Raw genomic sequence first — 22,375 nt, 5'->3', positions numbered from 1 at the left:
AAAAATGTTACTATCTAGAAAAGTGAGGTTTATAAAATGACAAATATCGGAATAAATGCCATAATAACGCTTATAAGTCATGTTATATTTATTTGGATCAGCTTCAACGTTTTACAAGTAGTTGATTGGAAAAAGATTTATAACAAAACCAATCCTAAAATGTTACAATTACTTGTAGCGTTTATAGCAATCGCTCTAGGTTATACAGTTAGTTCATTTTTCATGAGTATTTTTAGTTTAGCTCGAAATATAACCTTACTTTTTTAAATGATCCCAGGTTTTGGAGGAGAATATTGTGCAACAAATAATCGTTAATGGACCTACGCAATTAAAAGGAACTGTAAGAATTGAAGGTGCAAAGAATGCCGCTTTACCAATTTTGGCGGCGACTATTTTAGCCTCAAAAGGTAAGACCTTCTTGACTAATATCCCTCCGTTATCGGACGTTATAACGATGTCTAAAGTTTTAAAAGCTCTAAATGCCGAAGTTTCTTATGATGAGGCTGACGAGGTTTTGACTGTTGATACATCTAATGGAACTGCTACAACTGCACCAGAAGACTTGGTTGACAAAATGCGTGCCTCAATCGTTGTTTTAGGACCTCTCCTAGCTCGTAATAAGGAAGCCCATGTTGCAATGCCTGGTGGTTGTGCAATTGGTTCTAGACCGATAGATTTGCATCTTAAGGGTCTAGAAGCTATGGGTGCACAATTCAGCCAAAGAGGCGGTTTCATCGATGCAAAAACTGATGGTTTGCACGGAGCTAATATTTATCTAGATTTTCCAAGTGTTGGTGCAACACAAAACATTATGATGGCAGCTACTTTAGCCGATGGTGAAACGGTTATTGACAACGCTGCTAGAGAACCCGAGATTGTTGATCTTGCCAATGTTTTGAGCAAGATGGGTGCAGATGTTACTGGAGCCGGTACTAATACCGTAAGAATCAAGGGAGTATCCACTTTGCATGGATGTGAACATTCAATCATGCAAGATCGGATTGAAGCCGGTACCTTCATGGTTGCTGCTGCGGTAACAAATGGTGATATCTTTATTAAAGACGCTGTTGGCGCACACAATCGTCCTTTGATTTCCAAATTAATCGAAATGGGCGTTTCAATTGAAGAAACTGATGATGGAATTCACGTTATTGGAACTAATCAATTAAAACCAGTTGATGTTAAAACTATGCCACACCCGGGTTTTCCAACCGATATGCAAGCTCAAATGACTTTGGCTCAATTATTGAGTGTTGGAACTACGGTTATGACTGAAACGGTTTTTGAAAATAGATTTATGCATTTCCCAGAATTTGGAAAAATGAAGGCCGACTATAAGATTGAAGGTAATTCAGTTATTATGTTTGGTCCAGCGCAATTAAGTGGTGCTAACGTTGCTGCTACTGATTTACGTGCTGCTGCAGCACTAGTATTAGCAGGATTAGTTGCTGAAGGCGAAACTAGAGTTTCAAACCTTCAATATTTGGACCGTGGATATTATCATTTCACTGAAAAATTAAGAGATTTAGGTGCTAAAATCAGAAGAGTCTCAATTGATGAATCTGGTAGAGAAAGATTAGTATTGAATACAATACCAAGTGTTACAAAATTGGCTTAAAGTTCGCTTAAGGAAGTGGAAAAACCACTTTCTTTTTTTATTGGCAATTTAATGATTAGGCTGGTTATGATATACTTTTTGTGTTCAGATTTTGGAGGATATAGTATGTCGAAATATCTAGGAATTGATTTAGGTACAGCAAATGTACTGATTGATGTCAAAGGTGAAGGAATTGTCTTAAATGAACCTTCGGTTGTGGCAATCAATACAAATAACAATGATGTAGTAGCAGTTGGTAAAGACGCTTATATGATGGTTGGTAGAACTCCAGCTAACATTAAAGCTATTCGCCCTTTAAAGGACGGTGTAATCGCTGACTTTGATATTACTGAAAAAATGCTTCAATATTTTATTGAAAAGCTAAATGTCGGTGGACGTTTCTCGAAGCCAACAATTATGATTTGTGCACCAACGAATGTAACACCGGTTGAACAAAAATCGATTATCGAAGCAGCCGAGCAAGCTGGTGGCGGTAAAGTTTATCTTCAATTGGAACCAAAAGTCGCTGCTGTTGGAGCTGGTTTGGATATTTTCAAACCACAAGGAAACATGGTTATTGATATTGGTGGTGGTACAAGTGATATCGCTGTTATTTCAATGGGTGACATTGTAACTAGTCAATCACTTCGTTTTGCTGGTGATAAGATGACTAGTGCCATTCAAGCTTACATTAAGCAACATCACAACTTGATTATCGGTGAAAGAACAGCCGAACAAATCAAGATGGAAATTGGTTGTGTCATGGATGCTGATGAAAGTAAGACATTTTCAGCTAGCGGTATCGATATCGTTTCTGGTTTACCAAAGGAAATAACTACTAATGAAGTAGAAATTCAAGAATCTTTGGCTGACGGAGTTGATCAAATCGTGGCTGCAGCTAAAAATGTTTTGGAACAAACACCTCCAGAATTATCTGGTGATATTATCGATCGAGGTATTATGTTGACTGGTGGTGGTGCTTTGTTGAAGAACTTAGATAAGTTGTTGTCTGAAAAGCTTCAAGTACCAGTTCTTTTGACTGATAGTCCATTAGATTCCGTTGCTTTAGGTACAGGTGTATTATTGGATCATATTGAAAAACATCAAAAATACTAGGGTGAAAAATGAAAAGAGACTTTGGCAAAGAATATCGTCGTGATATTTTTAAAAAAATTGGCTGGGTATTATTATTAATGCTCATTTTCTTGGTTTTAGGTATGTTGATTGGATCAGCACTAGGTGGTTCAAATCCGTTGGCTGTTTTATGGCCAGGAACATGGATGCACATGTTTGAATTCTTAAGGTAACTAGATGCTAAAAAAACTTTTAATTGGAATAGTTCGTATTTATCAGAAATTTATTTCGCCAGTTTTGCCACCTAGTTGTCGCTATTATCCAACGTGTTCGACTTACTTTATTGATGCGGTTAAAAAGCATGGTGGAATTTTAGGTACGGTCATGGGGTTAGCACGTATTCTACGTTGTAATCCCTTTGTTCGCGGCGGAGTAGACCCAGTACCTGATAATTTCACTATTTTTAGAAACCCTCATCCTGAAAAATATGAAGATGAAATCATCGCCAAAAAATTTCATAGCAAAGAATAGGAAAGATTTAATGTCTAATAGAAAAAAAACAGTTGAAATCAACTTAAAAGATATCAGTGATGATCCTGAAACTTATGAACTTTGGGATCGTAAGAAATATATTGGTACCATAAAAAAAGATGGAGATCGTTATCTTTCATTTGTCGAAAGTAATGATACTCCATTCAAATCAGTAAAATTGGACGATGCAATCAATGAATTGTTAATGCAATATAATTTACATAATCATTAGCAGGTGTAAATATGCAAATAAGAGAAAATAGAAAAAAGAATGATGTGGATTCTCGAATCGATTACGGAATTATTTTTTCTGTGATGATGCTTGCGATGATTGGACTAATGTCTATTTACGTAGCCACGATTCAGGATTCACAAAATCCATTAAGAAATGTAGTTTCACAGTTAGCATGGTATGTTATCGGTGCAATTGGGATAGCAATTATCATGCAATTTGATGCGGAGCAACTGTGGCAAGTAGCTAATTATGCTTATTTTGCCGGGATTGCTTTGCTGTTCTTAGTTTTGATTTTTTATAGCCGCTCGTATGCCGCCAGTACCGGTGCTAAGAGTTGGTTTGCTATTGGGTCATTTACGTTTCAGCCATCAGAAGTAATGAAACCGGCATATATACTGATGCTGGGAAAAGTTATTACTAATCATAACAGTGAATATCAAGTTCACACTATAAAAAACGACTTTATCTTATTGGGCAAATTATTCTTGTGGACTTTGCCAGTCATGGTTCTTTTGAAATTACAAAATGATTTTGGTACTATTTTGGTTTTCGTAGCCATTTTAGGTGGAATGATCTTAGTTTCAGGAATCGATTGGCGGATCCTCTTAACTGGTTTTCTGATTGTTGCCGTGATCGGTGGAACAGCTCTGTTATTTGCTACAACTGATTGGGGCCGTGAGATCTTAGGACATTTTGGCTTTAGATCTTATCAATTTGCTCGTATTGATAGTTGGCGTAATCCGTCGGCTGATACGTCAGAAAACGGTTATCAGATTTGGCAGAATATGAAAGCTATCGGATCTGGTAAGTTGTTTGGAAAGGGCTTTAATGTTTCTAATGTTTATGTCCCTGTTCGTGAATCTGATATGATTTTCTCCGTTATTGGTGAGAATTTTGGTTTTATTGGCTCATGTGTTTTAATTTTGCTTTATTTCTTATTAATTTATCAAATGGTTCAAGTTACTTTTGATACTAAGAATGAATTTTACGCTTACGTATCAACTGGTGTAATCATGATGATTTTGTTCCACGTTTTCGAAAATATTGGTATGAGTGTCGGTTTATTGCCATTGACAGGTATTCCGTTGCCGTTTATTTCGCAAGGTGGTTCAGCTTTGTTAGGTAATATGATCGGTATTGGCTTAGTAATGTCGATGAGATTCCATCATAAGAGTTATATGTTTGAAAATGGTACTTTTAAGCAAAGGTAGGAATTTTTATGAGTGAAAAGAAAAATTATTATTGGATAAAAAAGGGTGACAAGACAACTCGTATAGGCTTAACAAAAGAGGCTCAAGAAGCTTTAGGCGATGTCAAATATGTTGAATTACCTGATCTAAATTCTGAAATTAAAAAAGGTGAATCCAGTGGTGAGATTGAAGCTCAAAAGGCTGTTATAGAGCTAGAATCACCAATTGACGGGAAAATCGTTAAGGTAAACGATAAATTAAATGATAATCCTGAATTATTAAATGGTAGTGAAAAAGATGCATGGTTCTTTGAAGTAAATAATTAAATTTTTAAAATTTATCTTTTTATCGTTGCTTATTTCTTGCAACATTTTTTAATAACTGTTTAAATTATCCATGGAATTAATAAATGAATGGGGATAGTTTAGAATGAAAATTTTAGGTGAAAAGATTCGCCACTACAGAAAACTCAGAGGAATTTCTCAATCTGAGTTAGCTGATGGTATTTGTACACAGGCAACTGTCAGCCTGATTGAAAAAAAAGACAAGATTCCAAGCATGGAAATTTTGGTTCGCATTTGTGAAAGACTGGGTATCACAATGAACCTTGTAATCGTCAATGACGATAGTCAAATATATTCCATCATTAGTGATATTAAGAAATCATTTTATCAAGATGACTTCGAAGGTATCAGTGACAAACTGGGTAAATTAAAAAACATCAATGTCAATAATAAGCAAGAAATCAAATTGATCCACTTCTTCAATGGATTGATTGAATATGTAACTAGCAAGAATTATGACAAAGCTATTTTTGACTTCAACCGAGCTATGAATGTCAATATTGCTAATGTGGATATGTATGACATTTTAATCGATGTCTTTACTGCCAAAGCATACATCAACAAGAAGTCAATGGACGAAGCTCGAGTTTATTACAATCAAGCAAAAGATCTCATTAAGTCAAGTCTTGATAAGATTGGCGATGAAAATTACCACGATAGTATTTTGATTTATAGCAACATGGCTGACTTGTCATTGAAACTAGATGAAAATCAAAAAGCTATGGAATATGCTAACGAAGGTATCTTCATTGCTAGAAGAGAACAAACTTTGTTCAAACTAGATGAAATGTACTGCTACTTGGCAGATGCTGGTACTCGTGAAGGTCAAAAGACTGACGAGGATTATATCAAAGCATATGTAATCTCAAGCATCAGTGAAAATAAAACAGTTTTTGAAAAATTAAAGATTAAAATGAAAGATATGCATTTGAATATCTTTTAAATAAAAAAATAAGTTTATTAATTTCAACCAAAAAAAAGAGGGTCGATTCTTTTCAGAATCGATCCTCTTTTTAATATTACTATTTCTTTGGTTTTTGAATTGTTTGATTATTCAAGTCGGTTCTGACTACCAAGACATCACAAGCAGCTGTTCTAGTTACGTATTCAGTAACTGAACCAATGAGAAGTCTTTCCATAGCATTAAGACCAGTAGCACCAATCATGATCAAATCGACACCTAACTTCTTTGGAAAGTCAGTAGCAATGATGGCTTTTGGTGAGCCATATTCAATGCTATAGTCAATTTCGTCCAATCCGGCATCTTTAGCCGTTTTAACGTATTTTTTAACCGTCTCTTTAGCTTTTTCAGTAATTTGTTCTACCATTGTTGAATCGAAGCTAGAAACGTTTTGGAAAGCTCTAGTATCAATGACGTGGATTAAATGGATCGCAGCCTTATTTCTCTTAGCTACTTCGACAGCTTTTTTAAATGCTAATTCTGCCTCAAATGAACCATCAATTGGTACGAGAATGTTTTTATATTGTTGTAACATAAGTATCACCCCGTTAATGTAATATTACTGCTTTTATAATTTCATTTTAGTTTATTTAGGGAAATAAATACAGTAATCCAACGATATTTAACGTATATTTGCTAAATAAATTGAAAATCCTGCTGCAATCAAACTTCCTAATAATAATGTGATGAAATTAGCTTCACGACTTCCAAAGAAAGCAATGGCAATTCCCATGATAGCGACTAAAACTAATAATACTGCTGTATAGCGCATGACATTTTTAAGGGTTAAATTTTCATCCGGTGAGTAAATTAAAAATTTCCCACTACTATGTGACCAAAGGATGTAGGCTAAAGCTAATAAAAAAATCACAAAAAAGATCATTAAAATTTTAATTATCATAATTATTCTGACTCCGTTTCGAATTCTTTTTCCAAGATTGTATTTGTTGGATTCTAAGGTTTAAAGCTTGCTCGTATTTACCGGTATTGTTTGGTTGGTAATAGTGGCGATTGCGTAAGTTATTAGGTAAATATTGTTGCTCAACCCAAGAGTTTGGATAATTGTGGGGGTACTTATATTCAACGCCGTGACCGAGTTTTTTGGCTCCAGAGTAATGGGCATCTTTGATATCGTCAGGAATGGAATTGGCCTTGCCGCTGCGAACATCTTCTAAAGCTGAATCGATAGCAACCATACCAGAATTTGATTTGGGACACAGACACAAGTCAATTACAGCATCTGCTAGTGGAATCCTAGCTTCAGGCAAACCGACCATTTGAGCGACTTGGCATGCTTGAACAGCTCTAGCACAGGCTTGAGGATTAGCTAATCCCACGTCCTCATAGGCACAGACCATTAATCTTCTAATGGCTGAGGTCAAATCACCAGCTTCTAGTAAACGAGCCAAATAAAGAATTGCTGCATCAGGATCACTACCACGGATCGATTTTTGAAAAGCTGACATAACGTCATAGTGACTGTCGCCGTCTTTGTCAGAAGAGATAGCTTTTCTTTGAACTGATTCTTCGATTGATTGTAAGTCGATGTGAATTAAATCATCTTTTGCTGGCTTAGTTGAAAGAACTGATAATTCTAAGCCGTTTAAAATACTCCTCAAATCACCATTTGTCGAACTAACTAATAGTTCAAGCGCATTTTCATCAAGTTTTACATGATATTTTCCTAGACCGTTCTCTGAATCATTTAAAGCACGTTTAACGGCCTTTTTTAGGTCATCACTATTAAGTGGCTTCAATTCAAAAATTTGGACTCTAGAGCGAATAGCAGGGTTTATATTGATATATGGATTCTCAGTTGTAGCACCGATCAAAATAATTGAGCCACTTTCCAATAATGGCAATAAAAAATCTTGTTTAGTTTTGTCTAAGCGATGGATCTCGTCGAGCATTAACACAACGGTACCACTCATTTTAGCTTCTTCAGCTACAATTTGTAGATCTTTTTTAGTATCAGTTGCAGCATTCAACATGCGAAAAGCATATTTAGTAGAGCCAGCAATTGCACTGGCGATACTAGTTTTGCCAATCCCTGGGGGTCCATAAAGGATCATTGAGGATAACATTTTACTTTCAACCATCCGACGAATGATCTTATGTGGTCCGACTAAATGCTTCTGACCCACAACTTCATCGATATTAGTAGGGCGCATTCGATATGCTAATGGTTTTTGCATAGCTCCTCCTATATAATTAATACATATATTCTACAACAAAGGATTGAGAACATGTTTGATAAAAATGATTTTAAAGTTTTTGAGGATATGACATTATCTGGACGTTTAGATTTAATTAAAGCAAATCTTGATCCAAAGTTTGAAATTTTTGGCTCAGATTTATTAAGACATCTAGAAGATGAGTATCAACAAAAATTCTTTATGAAAATAGCTAAGCATCAAAGGAGGACCAAAAATCCACCTCCTGATACATGGTTGGCTATTAATCAAGATAAAAAAGGTTATAAAAAAACACCACATTTAGAGTTTGGTTTGTGGCCAGACCGTTATTTTATCACATTTAGTCTCTTAGCAGATATTCGTGACCGCCAAAAGTACTATCCAATTTTAAGAAAGTATCAAAAGAAAATAGTTAGTGAAGGCTGGGGAGTATCTAATGATCATACTTCCAGCCAATTATTGCCAGCTGATAACTTTGAAAAAATCATCACGCACTATCAAAATGTAAAATCTAGTGATTTAGTAGTTGGTTTTGAATTATTAAGTAGTTCTCAGACAGTATCAGATGGAAATTATGATCAATTATTAAAAGAAAAATTTTTACAATTGAGTAAATATTTGGTCGATTTCAATCAAGAAATTTCTTCACAAAATTAATTTTTTATTATTAGTTTGATTTGTATAAAAGATATCCTATAATGATGTTGAATTAAAGAGATATCATTAGGGGATGATAAAGATGGAGTGGTATAAATGTGCGGAATTTTGGCTTGGCGTAATAGTAACATTAGCATTTTTCCAATTATTTTTTAACGAAACCTTTGGAATCATGTGGTGGATCGGTTTAGTGGCTAGTATTGTTGGTTTACTGCTAATCCTAAGATCTTTCAGCAAAATCAAATTTAAATAAAAGACTTGACTGGGACGTGTTAGTGTTTCAGTAAGGTCTTTTTTTAGCGCAAAAAAATACATCCACCAAAGAGTGAATGTATTTTGTCCAAATATTAAAGTACTTGGTTGTAGTATTCAACAACTAGTGATTCGTCAATGTTTGGTTCTAGTTCGTCACGTTCTGGGTTACGTACTAGTGAGCCAGTCAATGTGTTTTCGTCGAAGCTAACAAAACCAGGACGACCAACAACGTTTTCAAGGTTTTCCTTAACAATAGCAAGGTCCTTTGACTTTTCACGAAGGCTGATCTTTTGACCAACTTGAACTTCGTATGAAGGGATATCAACACGTTTGCCATCAACAATGATGTGACCGTGGTTTACAAGTTGACGAGCTTGTGGACGTGAACTTGCAAGACCTAAACGGTAAACAACGTTATCCAATCTTGTTTCAAGAAGGATCATTAAGTTGATACCATGGATACCATCCATCTTACCAGCACGGTTAAATAGGTTACGGAATTGACGTTCGTTAACATCATACATGAAACGTAATTTTTGCTTTTCAGCTAATTGTTGACCGTATTCTGAGATCTTACGACGGCCACCATTTGGTCCGTGTTGACCAGGGGCGTAATTTCTACGAGCGATTTCCTTACCAGTACCTGAAAGTGAGATACCTAAACGACGTGATAATTTCCAGCGTGGGCCAGTATATCTTGACATATTTTAATTCCTCCAAAATGTTTGTCTGGAGTAAAATAATTAACTAGAGCTTAGCATTCGTGCAGTTATCGTTACAAATTTCACCTTGTGCAGCCACAGGTTACTGATTGAACTAAATCGTCGATAACTGTTGACGTTCTTGCCGCTCTTTGCTGCATATTTTACACGAAGGCTAGTATACCGTGATGACAGGTGATTGTCAAAATTATTTTGAGAATAGTTTAAAACTTTATTATGAAAAGCTGACTTAGATAATAATAGGAGTAATATTTGTTATAATTTTAAAGAGACAAGACTGAATCGTCATTAGGGGTGTAAATGTGTTTGTAATTATTATTGGAATAATCTTAATCGTTCTATTTTTCTTATGGTACATGTGGTTTTTGCAGAAGAAAAATGCTTCTACGCTAAATGAGTATAAGGATAGAACTGATCATTTAAAAGAAGCCCGCTTAGAAGGCAAAATAGAAAAATTAACGAAAATGAAACTGTCTGGTGCCAGCGATGACCGTTTTAATCAGTTAAAAGTTGAATATCACAAGCAAGAAGAGGAGATCTTTTCGGATATTCTTAGGCAAATGCGTGGGGCTGAATATAAAAATACTGAATTCAAGGTTTTTGGAGCTAATAGTGATCTAAAAAAGGTTAATGCCAGCTTGAAACAGTTTGAAGAAGAAATCACCCGAATTTCGCAAGGATTTGATGAATTGCTGAAGAGCAACGAGTTGAATGCTACTCATAGTGAAGAATTACAAAAGAAATATCAAACGTTACGTAAGCAAGTTTTGACACAGTCATTTAGTTATGGGCCAGCCACTGATAAATTAGAGAATGAGTTATCAGAAATTGCTAACTTATTGGATAATGAAAAGCAATTGACCACTAAAGGCGATCACATTGAAGCTAGTCAAATTTTGGATGATATTAAAATCAAATTAGGCTTGATCACAGACCAATTGAAAGTTATTGAACCTTTATTTCATGATTTAAATGAGGTCTTCCCAGGTCAAGTTGATGAAATTAAATTTGTTTTCCAAAAGCTAGACAAACAACATTTCAAATTTAATGATGATATCGTTGCTTTGATTCAAGAAGTTCAAAAAGAAATTGAGGAATCAGATAACAAGTTAGGCGAATTGAATTTTGATGCCGTCAATACTAATAATGAAGATATCAAACAAAGAATTGACGATTTATACGAAACATTGACCTTGGAGATTGATGGTAAACGTGATGTTTTAAAGGAACAAAAACCGGTTCTAGATTATATCAATCATGCGGTTTTCCAACATAATCGCTTGGACAAACGAATTCAAAAACTTCAAGAAGGTTATATTTTAACAGATAAGACCTTGGATACTTTTAAGAGTAATTTTGATACTTTGAATGAAGTTCGTCGTGAGTACGATGCTGATGTTCAAAGTATTGCTGACCGACAAGTGATTTTTTCGCAAGTTAGAACTGATTTTAAAAACATCGTTAAGGAATTGGATGAAATTGAAACTAGTGAAAAAGATATCAATGATGAACTCAATCAAATGCTAACTAGTGAACAAATTGCCCGTAATAGTGTTGATGAATACGCCAAACGTTTAGAGATTCAAAAGAAAATGATTGAACAATTACGACTAAATGGCCTACCTGACGATTATCTTGACTATTTCTATATGGTTTATGATGAAATCAACAAACTGTATGATGATTTAGATGCTGATCAAATTAATATGGAAGATATTAGTAAGGCAGTTATCATCACTCAAGAAGATCTAAACAATTTGGTTGAGAAAACTTCTAAGTTGAAATACAATGTCCAATTGGCTGAAAAACTGCTCCAATATGCAAATCGTTATGCGAATAAAGATGATGCTTTTGATAATGAATTGACGCATGCACGTTCATTATTTGATGATGACTACTCTTATCAAGAGTCGGTTGATGTGATTTCAAAAGCCTTGGAGGAAGTTGAATCTGGTTCAGTTGACCGAATAAAAGAGACAATTAATTCTTAATTTTTCTAAAAGTGTGTTAAATTATAATAGATGAAAATTTGGGCCGTTGAGGCCTTTTTATTTTGGTGAGGCAAAAATGATATATTTTGATAATAGTGCAACAACTAAAGTTAATGATTCAGTTCTAAAAACTTACAATGCTGCTAGTGAAGAATATTTTGGTAATCCTTCTAGTTTGCATAAGTTAGGACTAAGAGCTTATGAATTATTGGAAACATCTCGTAAACAAATCGCAAAATTAATGGGCTTCAAACAAGATGAAGTCGTTTTTACCAGTGGTGGTACCGAGGGTAATAATTGGATCATCAAAGGTACAGCTTTTAAGAAACGTGAATTTGGTAAACATATTATTACCACACAAATTGAGCATCCATCTGTTTTGAATACGATGCACCAACTTGAAGAATTAGGCTTTGAGGTTACTTATTTACCAGTTGATAAAACAGGTCATATCAGTGCCGATGATCTAAAAAATGCTATTCGTGATGATACGATTTTAGTTTCAACGATGGCAGTTAACAATGAAATTGGTGCTATTCAACCAATCCATGAGATTGCTAATGTTTTAAAAGACTATCCAAATATCAGTTATCACGTTGATTCAGTTCAAGCAATTGGTAAGAATATTCAAGATAAATTCATGGACCCACGCGTCGATTATTATACTTTCTCTGGCCACAAGTTCCATGCACCTCGTGGAATCGGCTTTATTTATATGAAAGAAGGTAAACAACTCGAACCATTAATGGCTGGTGGTGGCCAAGAATCAAACCTTCGTAGCGGTACTGAAAACACGCCGGCAATTGCAGGTATGGCTAAGGCTATTCGTCTTTTAAAAGAAGATGAGGCTAAAAAAGCTGATAAAATGGAACAACTAAAGGAAAAATTAGTTAACCATCTAAAAACAATGGATAACGTTCACGTCTTTTCACGAATTGCTGATAATTTTGCGCCACATATTATCTGTTTTACAATCGATGGCGTTCGTGGTGAAACAATCGTCCATACATTTGAAGATCGTGATATCTACATTTCGACAACGAGTGCTTGTTCATCTAAAAAAGGTTTGGAATCAGGTACTTTAAAGGCAATGAATGTTAGAGAAAATGTCGCAACTAGTGCTGTACGTGTTAGTTTAGACGAGAGCAATACTGAAAAAGAAATGGATGAATTCATTAAAAATTTAGATGAAATTCACGATCATTTCCAAATTTTGAACTAGGAGAAACATATGGAATATACTGAAATTATGGTTCGTTACGGCGAACTGTCAACAAAGGGTAAAAACCGTAAAAGCTTCATCGACCGTCTTCACGGAAATGTAGCTAAAGTTTTGAAGGATTACCCTGATCTTAGAATGCAACCACATCGTGATCGTCTACACATTAAACTAAACGGTGTCGATGCAAAACCCGTAATGGAAAAATTAAAGAATGTCTTTGGTATCCAAACTTTCTCACTCAGTGTGAAGGTTTCTCGTGATTTTGAAGATGTTAAGAAAAAAGCTGTTGAAATGATGCATGAAGCTTATAAGCCTGGCATGAGTTTCAAAGTGGGAACTAAACGTGCGGACAAGACTTATGAACTGGATACTAATCAAATCAACTTGCAATTAGGGGATGCTATTTGTGAAGCTTTCCCAGGAATTGATGTTGAGATGAAACGTCCTGATATCAAGATTTCTGTCGAAGTTCGTCAAGATGGAATCTATTTATCCTACTTAACAGTTAAAGGTGCTGGTGGGCTCCCCGTTGGTACAGCTGGAAAGGCTATGTTGATGCTATCTGGTGGAATCGATTCACCAGTTGCTGGATACCTTGCTATGAAGCGTGGTGTTGACATTGAAATGGTTCACTTCTTCAGTCCTCCATACACTTCAGAGCAAGCTTTGAATAAGGCTAAAGAATTAACTTCTAAGTTGACTGCTTTTGGTGGCAATATCAAGTTTATCGAAGTTCCTTTTGCTGAAATTCAAGAAACAATCAAATCCAGTGTTCCTGAAGGATATTTGATGACGATTCAACGTCGTTTCATGTTGAGATTGACTGATATGATTCGTGAAAAAGAACATGGTTTAGCAATTTTTAATGGTGAAGCTGTCGGTCAAGTTGCTTCACAAACATTGGAAAGTATGGCCGCAATTAACGATGTCACGACAACACCGATTTTGCGTCCTGTGGCAACAATGGATAAGACAGAAATCATCCGTTTAGCTGAAAAAATCGATACTTTCAATCTTTCAATTCAACCATTCGAAGACTGCTGTACTGTCTTTGCGCCACCATCACCAAAGACACGTCCAAGTATCGAAAAGACTCGTCACTTCGAGAGTGTTCTAGATATTGACGGATTAATTCAACGTGCAATGGATGGTATCAAGATCACAACCATCGAACACGGCGACAAGTTCATGGAAAGTGATCAAGAAAACATCAGCAGTTTGCTATAAAATTAATTGACGTTTAATAAAGAATGTTTTATTATCAGGATATCAGCTTTGAGCAGGAGGGTTGATTGAAGAGATTTCAGAGAAGGCATGTTGTTGAGAATTGCCGAATCGAATCAATTGATTGTTGCCTGTGAGCTATCATTAAATGATCGGGCCACCGTTATCTGTAGAGTGAAGAGTGAAAACTCTTAATTTAGGTGGTACCGCGAGCATTCGTCCTATTAAGGATGGATGCTCTTTTTATATCCTCTTAGTGACTTTGTCACTTAGAGGATATTATGGGGATACGTAAGCATCCGTATACCTTGCATTATTAAGTTATTACAGAGTAAAAAACGGAGGAAACAACATGAGAGAAATCGACATGGATACAAAATACAATCCTCAAGAAGTTGAAGCAGGTCGTTACCAAACATGGTTAGACGAAGATGTTTTCAAACCTTCTGGAGATAAGAAAGCTAAGCCTTATTCAATCGTTATTCCACCACCAAATGTTACTGGTAAGTTACACTTGGGTCACGCTTGGGACACAACGATTCAAGATACTTTAATTCGTTACAAGAGAATGCAAGGCTTTGACACTTTATACCTACCTGGTATGGATCACGCCGGAATTGCTACACAAGCTAAGGTTGAAGCTAAATTACGTGAACAAGGAATTTCTCGTTATGATCTAGGTCGTGAGAAATTTGTTGATGAAGTTTGGAAGTGGAAAGATGAATTTGCTTCTATCATCAAGTCTCAATGGGGTAAATTAGGACTTTCATTGGATTACTCACGTGAAAGATTTACTTTGGACGAAGGTTTATCAAAAGCTGTTCGTAAAGTCTTTGTTAAGTTGTATAACGAAGGTTTGATCTACCGTGGTGAATATATCATTAACTGGGATCCACAACTACAAACTGCTTTGTCAGATATTGAAGTTATCCACAAGGATGACCAAGGTGCTTTCTATCATGTTAAGTATCCATATGCCGATGGCTCAGGTTACATTGAAATCGCTACAACACGTCCAGAAACTATGTTTGGCGATGTGGCCGTTGCTGTTGCTCCTGATGATGAAAGATATAAAGATATCGTTGGTAAAGAAATTGTCGTTCCATTAGTTGATCGTAAGATTCCGATTATCACTGACCACTACGTTGATAAAGAGTTTGGTACTGGTATGGTTAAAATCACTCCAGCCCATGATCCTAACGATTTTGCAGTTGGTAATCGTCATGACTTGAAACGCATCAACACAATGAATGCTGATGGTACAATGAACGAAAATGCCGGTAAATACAATGGCATGGATCGTTTTGAGGCTAGAAAAGCTATCGTTAAAGATCTACAAGATGAAGGTTATATGATCAACATTGAACCTTATGTTCACAGTGTTGGCCATTCAGAACGTTCTGGCGTACAAGTTGAACCAAGACTATCAATACAATGGTTCGTTAAGATGAAGCCACTTGCAGAAATGGCTTTGAAGAATCAAAAGGGTGACGAAAAAGTTAACTTCGTACCAGACCGCTTTGAAGATACCTTCACACAATGGATGGAAAATGTTCATGATTGGGTAATTTCTCGTCAACTATGGTGGGGACACCAAATTCCAGCTTGGTATAACAAGAAGACCGGTGAAACTTACGTTGGGGAAGAAGCCCCTAAGGATATTGAAAACTGGGATCAAGAACAAGACGTGCTTGATACTTGGTTCTCAAGTGCTCTATGGCCATTTTCAACTATGGGTTGGCCAGATACTGACGCTGAAGACTTCAAGCGTTACTTCCCAACTAATACTTTAGTTACTGGTTACGATATTATTTTCTTCTGGGTTTCAAGAATGATTTTCCAAAGTTTGAAATTTACTGGTAAGAAACCATTCGACCACGTTGTTATCCACGGTTTGATTCGTGATGAACAAGGTCGCAAGATGAGTAAATCACTTGGTAATGGTATCGATCCAATGGATGTTATTCAAAAGTACGGTGCTGATGCTTTGCGTTGGTTCTTGATGAACGGTTCAACTCCAGGACAAGATACTAGATTCAGCTATGACAAGATGGACTCTGCTTGGAACTTTATCAATAAGATTTGGAATGCTTCTCGTTACGTTATCATGAACCTTGACGACGACACTCCTGCTATGGATGATCTTTCACAAGTAACTAGTTATGATTTGTCTGACAAGTGGATCTTAGCTAAATTGAATCATACAGTTAAAGAAGTTAACCGTTTGATGGATAACTTTGAATTTGGTGAAGTTGGTCGTAGCCTTTACAACTTTATTTGGAATGACTTCTGTGACTGGTACATCGAAATGAGTAAAGCTACTCTAACTGGTGACGATGAAGCTGCTAAGAAACAAAAGAAGATGATTTTGACTTATGTCTTGGATCAAACTTTGAGATTGATGCACCCAATTATGCCATTTGTTACTGAAAAGATTTGGCTAACAATGCCACATAACGGTAAGTCAATCATGCAAGCTAAGTATCCAGAAGATCATGCTGAATTTGACGATGCTGATGCTATGAATCAAATGGATATTTTGATCGACTTGATCAAGTTATTGAGAAAGATTCGTTTGGAAGCCAATGCACCAATGTCTAAGGCTGTTGATATCTTGATAAAACCTCAAGATGAGTCGGTCAAAAGTGTAGTCTTGAACAATAAAGAATATATCGACCGCTTCATGCATCCAAAGGATTTGAAAGTTGCAACAGATATTACAGCTCCAGCTCTAGCAATGACTGCTGTTACTAATGGTGCAGAATTGTACGTTCCTTTGGCTGAATTGATCAACATTGATGATGAAATTGCTCGTCAAAATGAAGAAAGTGCTAAACTTGATAAAGAAATTGAACGTATCGATAAGAAACTTTCTAATAAGAACTTCGTTGAAAAGGCTCCGGAAAAAGTAGTTGCCGAACAAAAAGAAAAATTAGCTGATTATCAATCACGTCAAGCTAAGGTGCAACAAAGAATTCAACAATTGCAAGCTAATAAATAATATTTGAGTATATAATAATGAGGGTTGGAAAAAGTCCAGCCCTTTTTATTTAAGAAAAATTGGAGAAAAATATTGTTAGAAACTTATGAAGAAACATTAAAATTTATTCATAGTTTGCCTAAATTCAAACGTACGAATGATTTGGACAATATTGAAGAAGCTCTGAGTCGATTAGGTAATCCTCAAAATAGTTATGAAACGATTCATATTACTGGGACTAATGGTAAAGGTACGACCACCAATTTTTTAGCAAACTTACTTGAGGCTAGTGGTAAGCAGGTAGGAATGTTCACGTCGCCTTTTATCAAAGAATTTAATGAGCGTATTCAAATTAATCATCAATACATTTCTAATGATGAATTAGTCAAAGAAGTTAATTATATTAAGGCAAAAGTTGCTGGAATTCCTTTAGCAGAATTTGAATTTGTTACGATTTTGGGTTATTTTTATTTCCGTGGTCGTGTCGACGTCGCCGTAATTGAAGCTGGAATTGGTGCTAGACATGATAAGACTAATGTCATAACTCCAATTCTCTCAATTATTACTTCGATTGATTTAGATCATGAAAAGTTAATTGGACCAACCTTGCAAGATATTGCCAAAGAAAAAGCGGGCATTATCAAACCTGGTCGTCCTGTCATAACTGGAAAATTGCATGAATCAGTTCAAGGTATTATTCAAGCTGAAGCAAAGGTTTTGAACAGTCCGTTGTTTAGTTATGGACGTGATTTTTCAATAAAAAAGTATAAAAATAATGATTTTTCTTTATTGTTTATATATTATGATGATAAGCTATCAATAGAAGATATGACTTGCTTAGGATTTGAAAAAACTACGGCAATTAATGCTTCGATTGCGATACGAGCATTTCTAGAATATCAAAGGCTACATGGATTGAATTTGGATGTAGCTTTGATCAGGAATAACCTTGATAATTATCAACTGCCAGGACGAGCTCAAGTCGTTCAAAAGAAACCATTGATATTATTGGATGGTGCTCATAATATTTCAGCAATTTACAATTTAATCAATTCTTTGTCATTAAATTATGAAAATAAGGATATAATTGTTCTATATGCAGGGATGAAGGATAAAGATCGTCATGATATTTTGGACGAATTAGTACCGAAATCTAAGCATATTTATATTACAAAGCTCGATATGGCACGTTCTGCTACTAAAGAGGACTACAATTTATCGCAATATTCTAATGTTTCGTTTGTTGAAAATTATCACACCGGATTACAGAAAATTATTTCTCGATTGACTGATGATCAATTATTATTAATTACAGGTTCGTTTTATTTGGTTTCAGATTTAGAGAATTATTTTTCGTAATTTTAAGATATGATGATAAATTTAAGAGAAAGAATTTTAAGTTATGGTGTCACTACATTAAAAGATGAAGAATTATTAGCGGTAATTTTAGGCCGTGGAACTAAAAAATATTCTGTAACCAAGCTTGCAAAGCAAATAGTTTATGAATCTGATGGTTTAAACTTGAGTTTAGAGCAACTGATGTCTTTTAATGGAGTAGGTGTGGCACAAGCTTGCAAAATACTTGCGGCAATAGAATTAGGATCAAGAAAAAATCAAGCTGACACCTTGTCTAAAGAAACTGTTTCAGTCGATGATATGGGTCAACATTTAATTAAAAAAATTGGAAATGCTCCACAAGAAAAGCTAATAGCAATATATTTGAATAATAGTTATCATGTGATCTCAGAAAAAATTATTTTTATTGGTACAGTCGATTCAGCGACGGTTCATCCACGTGATATTTTACGAGAAGCAATTGGGATGTCGGCAACACAAGTATTGGTTGCCCACAACCATCCTAATGGTTCACTGATGTTCTCGCAAAACGATCAAGAGTTCAGTTTGAGGCTACAAAAATGTTGCCATTTAATAGGAATAAACTTAATAGACCATTTAATTATTACGAAAAAAGCATATTCTAGTCTAAAGTCTTTAAATTTAATTTAGGATATGATTTCGTCGTACTTTCATTCGACGTTTTCTATGATATAATTTTGATTAGCGTAAAATGTGGTGTGTACTTTAAAGGAGAGAAAATAAATTGTTTGGTATTGGATCAAAGAAGCTCGGTATAGACTTGGGAACTGCAAATACTCTAGTTTATGCTGAAGGAAAAGGTATAGTTTTAAATGAACCTTCAGTTGTTGCAAAAAATAACAACACTGGAGAAATCGTTGCGGTCGGTTCAGACGCACGTGAAATGATTGGTCGTACACCGGGTAGTATTTCTGCAATTCGTCCAATGCGTGACGGTGTAATTGCCGATTATGACACAACCGCAGCCATGATGAAGTATTTCATCGAAAAGACTGCTAATAACTCAAAACCATCAGTTATGGTTTGTGTTCCAAGTGGTGTGACAGAAGTTGAAAAACGTGCTGTCATCGAAGCAACACAACATGCAGGTGCTCGTGAAGCTTATGTGATTGAAGAACCATTTGCAGCTGCTATCGGTGCTGGTCTTCCCGTTATGGACCCAACTGGTAACATGGTTGTTGATATTGGTGGTGGTACTACTGATGTTGCTACTATTTCATTAGGTGGTATCGTTTCATCACGTTCAATTCGAGTTGCTGGTGACAAGTTTGACGAATCAATTTCTGCATATATTAAATCAAACTTCAATCTTCAAATCGGTGAAAGAACAGCTGAAGACGTTAAGATCCAAGTTGGTTCAGCTTCAATCGAGAAATCAAAAGAACTTGAATCAATGCAAATTCGTGGTCGTGATTTAGTAACTGGTCTACCTAAGACAGTCTCATTGACTGGTGAAGACATTGCCACAGCTATTCACGAAAACGTTGAAGAAATCATCGAAACAATTAAAGAAACTCTTGAGGAAACATCTCCTGAGATTGCCGCCGATGTTATCGATCATGGTATCGTGCTTACCGGTGGTGGTGCTTTGTTACATCATTTACCTGAAGTGATATCTGAAGCAACTGGAGTTCCCGTATTCATTGCTCAAGACCCACTAGATTGTGTGGCCATCGGTACTGGTGAATCACTTAAAAATATCGATGTAATGCGTCGCCAAAAATAAGCGGGTTAATCCCGTTTTTTTTATTTGATCTACTAGGAGGAAGCAATGCAAAAGTTCTTTTCAAATAAAAAATTGATTATTTTAATGATACTTATTATCGTAACTTTTGGACTTTTAGCGGTAACGGTCAATATCCGTGATAAAAAGAGTACACCGCCAGTGGTTCAACAGATCGGTAATGATGTTGTTAGTGTGGTTGGTGGAGTTTTTGCTTATCCAACTAATGCTGTAAAAAATGCTACCTCAGAGTTTTCTGATTTGTACAACACTTATACTGAGAATAAACGTTTAAAGGCTCGTATCGGTGAATTGGCTCAAAATCAAGCTAAGCTAGAAGTAGTTCAAGAAGAAAATAAAAAACTCAAACAGGAATTAAAACTTAATAGCACTTTGACAGACTATTCCACTGTCAATGCTTCTGTTTTGTCGCGCTCACCAAATAGTTGGCAAAGCTATTTGACAATCAATCGTGGTCAGACAAGTGGCATTAAGAAAAATATGCCAGTTATGTCTGGTAAAGGTTTGATAGGTCGAATCATAGAAGTCGATAAAGTTAGTTCAAAAGTTGAATTGATTTCGACTGATAATGAATTAAATGATAAATTTGCGGCTGAAATTTTAGGTAACAATAAGAATATTACTGGTGTTGTCAGTCGTTATGACAGTGATACTGGCGATTTAGTTATGGAAAACGTCACTTCAACAAAGAATATTAAAAAAGGTCAAAGCGTTATTACTTCTGGTTTAGGTGGTTTAACACCTCGAGGGTTATATATCGGTAAAGTTTACGGAATCAAAAAAGATAATTACGGTATGACTAACTCGGTATACATCACTCCAGCAGCTGAATTGCGCAATTTCACAGTTGTTACAGTAATCAAATCATCAGTTAGCGGTGAAAAGTAATGAATATTAAAACTCGCAAAGTAGTTGGACAAGTATTTTTTCTATTAATAGCGTTCTACTTAGACGGTTTAATGAAATGGGCCTTTTTGAATAATATGAATCACGGTGGTTTTAACGTTTTACCACAGTTGATGTTGATGTTAATAGTTATGTTAACGATGAGGATCGATGATCGTAGACATCTAATAATTTTAGGGATTGTCTTTGGACTTTTGTATGATTCCTATTATTACGGAATAATTGGATTGTATACGGTTCTTTTACCACTTTTGATGATCGGAATCGATCATTTTAAGTTTTTATTGTTGAAAAATAATATGGGATACGACTTGTCAATTTATTTCTTATCGTTGACATTTTTGCAGTCGGGAATTTATTTGTTGGAACGCTTGTTGCAACAAACTAGTACTGATGTATTGGATTTCATTACTTATACATTGGGTCCAACATTGTTATGGAACGTAGTGGTTTTCTTCATTTTTTACATTCCACTAGCAAATTTATCAAGTTGGATGGTGAAATATCGGAGGGATAGTAAATGAGTGACATCATTTTAAAAGGTGATAAAAATGGCTTTTCAGTCATTATTGATGATAAGGCCAATTATGGCGATGCTTTGAAGGAAATGAAAGATTTGATTATCCAACAAAATGCCAAATCAACTAATGAAAATGATGATGTTATTTATTTTACCGTTAAGACAGGACATCGTTTGTTGACGGAAGATCAAAAAAACGATATCCGTGGTTTCTTTGATGAGTATCCACAACTGACTTTGAAAGATATTGAAGCAGATGTTGAGGATAATTTAAAAGTTGCCGATATTTTAAAAGCTAATCGAACTAATGTTGAATCGGGAATAGTCCGTAGTGGACAAAAAGTCGATTATGAAGGCGATTTGATTTTTCTAGGGACATTGCACCGAGATGCTCAGGTAAGAGCTAGTGGTTCTATTTACATTCTTGGAGAGGTCGATGGAATCGTTCATGCGGGCTATCCTGATAATACTGATGCCATGATCTTCGGCAATTTAAAAGACGTCGATCAGTTAAGAATTGCTGATGTGATAGAAATCGTAACTGATGATAATAAAGAAAATTTTCAAGCTGGAAAGTATGCTTTCATTGATGATTTGCATTCTATCAGTATTGATGATTTAAAAAATTATAAGCGTTAGTTTAAAAAAAG

Annotated in this window: 24 protein-coding genes; 20 read left to right on the top strand and 4 right to left on the bottom strand. The window is 35.5% G+C overall.

From position 1 onward, the window contains the following. Nucleotides 1-36 precede the first annotated feature (36 nt). The 9 genes from FC88_RS01555 to FC88_RS01515 all read left to right on the top strand — a co-directional run bounded on the left by FC88_RS01555 (nucleotide 37) and on the right by FC88_RS01515 (nucleotide 5,914). Nucleotides 37-267: a DUF1146 family protein gene (locus tag FC88_RS01555; protein ID WP_010020165.1), complete on the top strand. Its 231-nt coding sequence runs from the start codon at nucleotides 37-39 to the stop codon at nucleotides 265-267. Nucleotides 268-295: 28 nt separating this feature from the next. After that, a complete protein-coding gene (murA, locus tag FC88_RS01550; RefSeq protein WP_057812088.1) occupies nucleotides 296-1,618 on the top strand; it encodes a UDP-N-acetylglucosamine 1-carboxyvinyltransferase in 1,323 nt (440 codons plus the stop codon). Between the two features lie 105 nt (nucleotides 1,619-1,723). Next, a complete protein-coding gene (mreB, locus tag FC88_RS01545; RefSeq protein WP_057812086.1) occupies nucleotides 1,724-2,713 on the top strand; it encodes a rod shape-determining protein in 990 nt (329 codons plus the stop codon). An 8-nt stretch (nucleotides 2,714-2,721) separates the two neighbouring features. Continuing rightward, complete coding sequence (locus FC88_RS01540; protein WP_057812085.1) at nucleotides 2,722-2,904, top strand: DNA-directed RNA polymerase subunit beta; 183 nt, start codon at nucleotides 2,722-2,724, stop codon at nucleotides 2,902-2,904. A gap of 4 nt (nucleotides 2,905-2,908) precedes the next feature. Beyond that, nucleotides 2,909-3,202: a membrane protein insertion efficiency factor YidD gene (yidD, locus tag FC88_RS01535; protein WP_057812083.1), complete on the top strand. Its 294-nt coding sequence runs from the start codon at nucleotides 2,909-2,911 to the stop codon at nucleotides 3,200-3,202. A 10-nt stretch (nucleotides 3,203-3,212) separates the two neighbouring features. Beyond that, complete coding sequence (locus FC88_RS01530) at nucleotides 3,213-3,434, top strand: DUF2969 family protein (RefSeq protein ID WP_057812081.1); 222 nt, start codon at nucleotides 3,213-3,215, stop codon at nucleotides 3,432-3,434. 11 nt (nucleotides 3,435-3,445) lie between these two features. Then, complete coding sequence (locus FC88_RS01525) at nucleotides 3,446-4,648, top strand: FtsW/RodA/SpoVE family cell cycle protein (RefSeq protein ID WP_056945167.1); 1,203 nt, start codon at nucleotides 3,446-3,448, stop codon at nucleotides 4,646-4,648. 8 nt (nucleotides 4,649-4,656) lie between these two features. After that, entirely contained in the window at nucleotides 4,657-4,953 is a 297-nt protein-coding gene (locus tag FC88_RS01520; protein ID WP_057812079.1) for a glycine cleavage system H family protein, read from the top strand. Between the two features lie 103 nt (nucleotides 4,954-5,056). Beyond that, nucleotides 5,057-5,914, top strand: a complete 858-nt coding sequence (locus tag FC88_RS01515; protein WP_057812078.1) for a helix-turn-helix domain-containing protein — start codon at nucleotides 5,057-5,059, stop codon at nucleotides 5,912-5,914. A 79-nt stretch (nucleotides 5,915-5,993) separates the two neighbouring features. Here the strand turns inward: FC88_RS01515 and FC88_RS01510 are convergent, their stop codons facing one another. The 3 genes from FC88_RS01510 to FC88_RS01500 form a co-directional block, all read right to left on the bottom strand. Continuing rightward, nucleotides 5,994-6,467, bottom strand: a complete 474-nt coding sequence (locus FC88_RS01510; protein WP_057812076.1) for a universal stress protein — start codon at nucleotides 6,465-6,467, stop codon at nucleotides 5,994-5,996. Nucleotides 6,468-6,554: 87 nt separating this feature from the next. Further along, complete coding sequence (locus FC88_RS01505; RefSeq protein WP_010020152.1) at nucleotides 6,555-6,833, bottom strand: hypothetical protein; 279 nt, start codon at nucleotides 6,831-6,833, stop codon at nucleotides 6,555-6,557. Then, nucleotides 6,823-8,127 carry a replication-associated recombination protein A gene (locus FC88_RS01500; RefSeq protein WP_057812074.1) on the bottom strand — a complete coding sequence of 435 codons (1,305 nt, stop codon included), beginning with the start codon at nucleotides 8,125-8,127 and terminating at the stop codon, nucleotides 6,823-6,825. Before FC88_RS01500 ends, FC88_RS01505 begins: the two co-directional genes overlap by 11 nt. A gap of 51 nt (nucleotides 8,128-8,178) precedes the next feature. Here FC88_RS01500 and FC88_RS01495 point away from each other — a divergent pair, with 51 nt between their 5' ends. Further along, complete coding sequence (locus FC88_RS01495; protein ID WP_057812071.1) at nucleotides 8,179-8,784, top strand: DUF1054 family protein; 606 nt, start codon at nucleotides 8,179-8,181, stop codon at nucleotides 8,782-8,784. Nucleotides 8,785-9,131: 347 nt separating this feature from the next. On the opposite strand, the gene rpsD is transcribed toward FC88_RS01495, so the two are convergent. Next, the gene (gene rpsD / locus FC88_RS01490) at nucleotides 9,132-9,743 is read right to left on the bottom strand and encodes a 30S ribosomal protein S4 (RefSeq protein WP_057812069.1); all 612 of its coding nucleotides are present in this window, start codon (nucleotides 9,741-9,743) and stop codon (nucleotides 9,132-9,134) included. A gap of 320 nt (nucleotides 9,744-10,063) precedes the next feature. Between rpsD and FC88_RS01485 the strand changes: the two genes are divergently transcribed. From FC88_RS01485 to FC88_RS01440, 10 genes are all read left to right on the top strand, one after another. Next, nucleotides 10,064-11,752 carry a septation ring formation regulator EzrA gene (locus tag FC88_RS01485; protein WP_057812067.1) on the top strand — a complete coding sequence of 563 codons (1,689 nt, stop codon included), beginning with the start codon at nucleotides 10,064-10,066 and terminating at the stop codon, nucleotides 11,750-11,752. 76 nt (nucleotides 11,753-11,828) lie between these two features. Beyond that, entirely contained in the window at nucleotides 11,829-12,974 is a 1,146-nt protein-coding gene (locus FC88_RS01480) for a cysteine desulfurase family protein (protein WP_057812065.1), read from the top strand. Between the two features lie 9 nt (nucleotides 12,975-12,983). Next, the gene (gene thiI / locus FC88_RS01475) at nucleotides 12,984-14,201 is read left to right on the top strand and encodes a tRNA uracil 4-sulfurtransferase ThiI (protein ID WP_057812063.1); all 1,218 of its coding nucleotides are present in this window, start codon (nucleotides 12,984-12,986) and stop codon (nucleotides 14,199-14,201) included. Between the two features lie 349 nt (nucleotides 14,202-14,550). Next, nucleotides 14,551-17,199, top strand: coding sequence for a valine--tRNA ligase (locus FC88_RS01470; RefSeq protein WP_057812061.1), 2,649 nt, complete (start codon nucleotides 14,551-14,553; stop codon nucleotides 17,197-17,199). A gap of 72 nt (nucleotides 17,200-17,271) precedes the next feature. Beyond that, complete coding sequence (locus FC88_RS01465; protein ID WP_057812059.1) at nucleotides 17,272-18,537, top strand: bifunctional folylpolyglutamate synthase/dihydrofolate synthase; 1,266 nt, start codon at nucleotides 17,272-17,274, stop codon at nucleotides 18,535-18,537. A gap of 9 nt (nucleotides 18,538-18,546) precedes the next feature. Next, a complete protein-coding gene (gene radC, locus FC88_RS01460) occupies nucleotides 18,547-19,185 on the top strand; it encodes a RadC family protein (protein ID WP_057812057.1) in 639 nt (212 codons plus the stop codon). A gap of 94 nt (nucleotides 19,186-19,279) precedes the next feature. Then, nucleotides 19,280-20,281 carry a rod shape-determining protein gene (locus FC88_RS01455; protein WP_010020136.1) on the top strand — a complete coding sequence of 334 codons (1,002 nt, stop codon included), beginning with the start codon at nucleotides 19,280-19,282 and terminating at the stop codon, nucleotides 20,279-20,281. Nucleotides 20,282-20,326: 45 nt separating this feature from the next. Continuing rightward, nucleotides 20,327-21,187, top strand: coding sequence for a rod shape-determining protein MreC (mreC, locus tag FC88_RS01450; RefSeq protein WP_057812055.1), 861 nt, complete (start codon nucleotides 20,327-20,329; stop codon nucleotides 21,185-21,187). Next, nucleotides 21,187-21,729, top strand: a complete 543-nt coding sequence (gene mreD, locus FC88_RS01445; RefSeq protein ID WP_057812053.1) for a rod shape-determining protein MreD — start codon at nucleotides 21,187-21,189, stop codon at nucleotides 21,727-21,729. The genes mreC and mreD overlap by 1 nt, the downstream gene beginning before the upstream one ends. Beyond that, nucleotides 21,726-22,364 carry a septum site-determining protein MinC gene (locus FC88_RS01440; RefSeq protein ID WP_057812051.1) on the top strand — a complete coding sequence of 213 codons (639 nt, stop codon included), beginning with the start codon at nucleotides 21,726-21,728 and terminating at the stop codon, nucleotides 22,362-22,364. Before mreD ends, FC88_RS01440 begins: the two co-directional genes overlap by 4 nt. Nucleotides 22,365-22,375 lie beyond the last annotated feature (11 nt).

The organism is Companilactobacillus futsaii JCM 17355, assembly GCF_001435505.1.
In the GTDB taxonomy this organism is placed as follows: domain Bacteria; phylum Bacillota; class Bacilli; order Lactobacillales; family Lactobacillaceae; genus Companilactobacillus; species Companilactobacillus futsaii.
The sequence above is the reverse complement of the archived record's forward strand: the minus strand, read 5'-3'. Positions and strand labels throughout refer to the sequence as shown.

What these genes read in the sequence shown, in the direction of transcription:
- FC88_RS01555 (WP_010020165.1), top strand. Translation starts at nt 37, where the DNA reads ATGACAAATATCGGAATAAATGCCATAATAACGCTTATAAGTCATGTT.
- mreB (WP_057812086.1), top strand. Translation starts at nt 1,724, where the DNA reads ATGTCGAAATATCTAGGAATTGATTTAGGTACAGCAAATGTACTGATT.
- FC88_RS01540 (WP_057812085.1), top strand. Translation starts at nt 2,722, where the DNA reads ATGAAAAGAGACTTTGGCAAAGAATATCGTCGTGATATTTTTAAAAAA.
- yidD (WP_057812083.1), top strand. Translation starts at nt 2,909, where the DNA reads ATGCTAAAAAAACTTTTAATTGGAATAGTTCGTATTTATCAGAAATTT.
- FC88_RS01530 (WP_057812081.1), top strand. Translation starts at nt 3,213, where the DNA reads ATGTCTAATAGAAAAAAAACAGTTGAAATCAACTTAAAAGATATCAGT.
- FC88_RS01525 (WP_056945167.1), top strand. Translation starts at nt 3,446, where the DNA reads ATGCAAATAAGAGAAAATAGAAAAAAGAATGATGTGGATTCTCGAATC.
- FC88_RS01520 (WP_057812079.1), top strand. Translation starts at nt 4,657, where the DNA reads ATGAGTGAAAAGAAAAATTATTATTGGATAAAAAAGGGTGACAAGACA.
- FC88_RS01515 (WP_057812078.1), top strand. Translation starts at nt 5,057, where the DNA reads ATGAAAATTTTAGGTGAAAAGATTCGCCACTACAGAAAACTCAGAGGA.
- FC88_RS01510 (WP_057812076.1), bottom strand. Translation starts at nt 6,467, where the DNA reads ATGTTACAACAATATAAAAACATTCTCGTACCAATTGATGGTTCATTT.
- FC88_RS01505 (WP_010020152.1), bottom strand. Translation starts at nt 6,833, where the DNA reads ATGATAATTAAAATTTTAATGATCTTTTTTGTGATTTTTTTATTAGCT.
- FC88_RS01500 (WP_057812074.1), bottom strand. Translation starts at nt 8,127, where the DNA reads ATGCAAAAACCATTAGCATATCGAATGCGCCCTACTAATATCGATGAA.
- FC88_RS01495 (WP_057812071.1), top strand. Translation starts at nt 8,179, where the DNA reads ATGTTTGATAAAAATGATTTTAAAGTTTTTGAGGATATGACATTATCT.
- rpsD (WP_057812069.1), bottom strand. Translation starts at nt 9,743, where the DNA reads ATGTCAAGATATACTGGCCCACGCTGGAAATTATCACGTCGTTTAGGT.
- FC88_RS01480 (WP_057812065.1), top strand. Translation starts at nt 11,829, where the DNA reads ATGATATATTTTGATAATAGTGCAACAACTAAAGTTAATGATTCAGTT.
- thiI (WP_057812063.1), top strand. Translation starts at nt 12,984, where the DNA reads ATGGAATATACTGAAATTATGGTTCGTTACGGCGAACTGTCAACAAAG.
- FC88_RS01470 (WP_057812061.1), top strand. Translation starts at nt 14,551, where the DNA reads ATGAGAGAAATCGACATGGATACAAAATACAATCCTCAAGAAGTTGAA.
- radC (WP_057812057.1), top strand. Translation starts at nt 18,547, where the DNA reads ATGATGATAAATTTAAGAGAAAGAATTTTAAGTTATGGTGTCACTACA.
- mreC (WP_057812055.1), top strand. Translation starts at nt 20,327, where the DNA reads ATGCAAAAGTTCTTTTCAAATAAAAAATTGATTATTTTAATGATACTT.
- mreD (WP_057812053.1), top strand. Translation starts at nt 21,187, where the DNA reads ATGAATATTAAAACTCGCAAAGTAGTTGGACAAGTATTTTTTCTATTA.
- FC88_RS01440 (WP_057812051.1), top strand. Translation starts at nt 21,726, where the DNA reads ATGAGTGACATCATTTTAAAAGGTGATAAAAATGGCTTTTCAGTCATT.